The organism is Pseudomonas sp. EGD-AK9 (genome assembly GCF_000465935.2).
Taxonomy (GTDB): Bacteria; Pseudomonadota; Gammaproteobacteria; order Pseudomonadales; family Pseudomonadaceae; genus Aquipseudomonas.
This window is the reverse complement of sequence record NZ_AVOF01000404.1, coordinates 1-2,602: the sequence shown is the minus strand read 5'-3', so window position 1 is coordinate 2,602 and position 2,602 is coordinate 1. Positions and strand designations below refer to the sequence as shown.

Annotated in this window: 2 protein-coding genes; one reads left to right on the top strand and one right to left on the bottom strand. The window is 70.2% G+C overall.

Annotated features, from left to right (window positions below):
• Window positions 1–887, top strand: an 887-nt coding sequence (locus N878_RS17330) for an MFS transporter (protein ID WP_021444864.1), incomplete at its 5' end; no start/stop codon positions are given.
• Window position 888: 1 nt separating this feature from the next.
• Here N878_RS17330 and N878_RS17325 read toward each other — a convergent pair.
• Window positions 889–2,310, bottom strand: a complete 1,422-nt coding sequence (locus N878_RS17325) for a PLP-dependent aminotransferase family protein (protein WP_021444863.1) — start codon at window positions 2,308–2,310, stop codon at window positions 889–891.
• Window positions 2,311–2,602 lie beyond the last annotated feature (292 nt).

Below are 2,602 nucleotides of genomic sequence, written 5' to 3'. Positions count from 1 at the left end.
TGCTGCTGCGCCTGCTGATCGGCGTGTCGCTGACCGTGGTCTTCGTGCTCGGCGAGAGCTGGATCAACCAGCTGGTGGAAGATCGCCTGCGCGGCCGCCTGGTGGCGCTGTACGGCACCGGCTTCGCCTTGAGCCAGCTGTGCGGGCCGCTGCTGCTGACCGCCCTGGGCACCGCCAGCGACCGCGGCTTCTGGGTCTCCGCCAGCCTGCTGGTGGCCGGCAGCCTGCTGCTGATCGGCCGCACGGGAGCGCCGGCGGTGGATGCCCACAGCGCCTCGGGCAAGGGCCTGGGGCTGTTCTGCCGCAAGTTGCCGGCGATTGCCTGGGCGGTGGTGCTGTTCGCCGCGTTCGAGGCCATGGTGCTGACCCTGCTGCCGGTCTACCTGCTGCGCGAGGGCTTCGCCCAGCAGATGGCGCTGATCATGGTCAGCACCGTGGTGGTGGGCGACGCCGCGCTGCAGCTGCCGATCGGCTGGCTGGCCGACCGCGTGCCGCGGCAGGCGCTGATGCGCGCCTGCGGGGTGATACTGCTCGGCTCCAGCCTGTGCATCCCGGCGGCGCTGCACACGCCGCTGATCTGGCCGCTGCTGCTCAGCTTCGGCGCCAGCGCCGGCGGCCTCTACACCCTGTCGCTGATCCTGGTCGGCCAGCGCTACCGCGACGATGCGCTGGTGCGCGCCAATGCCCATATCGCCCTGCTGTGGGGCGTCGGCTGCCTGCTCGGGCCGCTGTCCACCGGCGCCGCCAGCCAGTGGCTGAGCGGCCACGCGCTGCCGCTGCTGATGGCCCTCGGCGCGCTGGTGTTCATCGTCCTGGCCTGGCGCCGCGGTGCCTTCAGCGAGGTCGAAACGGGCAACGAGGCCATGCCGGGGGCCGCCCCGCGCTGAGTCAGGGAGTCTCGGCGAGCTGCTCGGCGATGGTCGCGCCGACCTGGCGCACGGCCGCCTCGATGGCCGCGCTGGGCGGCTCGGCGTAGTTCAGGCGGATGCAGTTGCGGTACTTGCCGGCGGCGGAAAAGATGCTGCCCGGCGCCACCTGGATCTTGTGCGGCAGCAGCGCGCGGTTGAGCCGCTGGCTGTCGAAGCCGCTGGGCATCTCCACCCACAGCATGAAGCTGCCCTGCGGCCGGCTGGCACGGGTGCCCGCCGGAAAGTAGCGGCACACCCAGTCCACCATCAGGTCGCGGCTGCGCAGGTACTGGGCGCGCATGCGCCGCAGGTGCGGCTCGTAGTGGCCGGCCTCGAGGAACTCGGCCAGCGCCAGCTGCGGCAGCTGGGCGGTGCTGCCGGTGCCCAGGTACTTCATGTGCAGCACCTGCTCCAGGTAGCGCCCGGGGGCGATCCAGCCGACCCGCAGGCCCGGCGCCAGGGTCTTGGAGAAGGAACTGCAGAGCAGCACGCGGCCGTCCTCGTCGTAGGACTTGATGGTGCGCGGGCGCGGGTAGGCATAGGCCAGCTCGCCGTACACGTCGTCCTCGATGATCGCCACGTCGTGGCGCTGCGCCAACTGCAGCAGGGCGCGCTTGTTGGCCTCGGGCATGATGTAGCCGAGCGGGTTGTTGCAGTTCGGGGTCAGCTGGATGGCCTTGATCGGCCACTGCTCCAGGGCCATCTCCAGGGCCTCGAGGTTGATCCCGGTGAGCGGGTCGGTGGGCAGCTCCAGGGCCTTCATGCCGAAGCCCTTGAGCGCCTGCATCACCCCGTGGAAGCTCGGCGAGTCCACCGCGACTATGTCGCCGGGCTGGCAGATGGCACGGATCGCCGCCGACAGCGCCTCGTGGCAGCCGGTGGTTATCACCAGGTCCTCGGCGGGGATGCGGCAGCCGGAATCGAGCAGCAGCCGCGCGATCTGCTCGCGCAGGCGCAGCTCGCCGCGGATGCAGCCGTAGGTCAGCACCTCCGGGTCCTGGCGCCGTGCCTGGCGCGCCAGCATGCGCAGCAGCGGCTTGAGCGTCGGGCTGCCGATATCCGGGCGGCCGCGGCCGAGCTGCAGCAGCTCGCGTTGCGGCGAGCTGCTGATCAGCGCCAGCACGTGATCCCACTGCGACACCTCCACCGGCCGCTGCGCCGCCCGGCTGACCTGCGGCAGCGCCGGCACCTGGCGCTCGGCCGGGACGAAGTAGCCGGACTTCGGCCGCGGCGTGGCCAGGCCCTGATCCTCCAGATGGCGGTAGGCCTGCTGCACAGTGCTCAGGCTGACGCCGTGCTCCTGGCTGAGGCTGCGTACCGAGGGCAGGCGGTCGCCGGGACGGTACAGGCCCTGCTCGATGCGCGCGCCGAGCAGTTCGGCCAGATTGAGGTAGAGGGTCATGACAGTTGCCTCGTTCAGGAATGCAGCGACCGGTACAGATGCCGGCGAAAATTCCGATTCAGCCGGGATTCGGCGAAAACTGTATGGAGTAAATAAGGTTTTATTGAATCTGTCATGGCTTTTCTCCCCGGGTCATCCTGAGCTCCCATGGGCACTGGCTGCAGGAGAAGGCGATGAACGGCTTCAGCGAGATAGGTATCGACAGGGCGCGGCGGGCTGCGCCGCCACAGGCGACGGGCGCGCTGCGTCATTTCGGCCGCGACTGGCCGGCGTTCTGGCGCCGCCTGCAAAC

Coding starts and splice junctions, on each gene's coding strand:
- N878_RS17325 (WP_021444863.1), bottom strand. CDS start 2,310: ATGACCCTCTACCTCAATCTGGCCGAACTGCTCGGCGCGCGCATCGAG.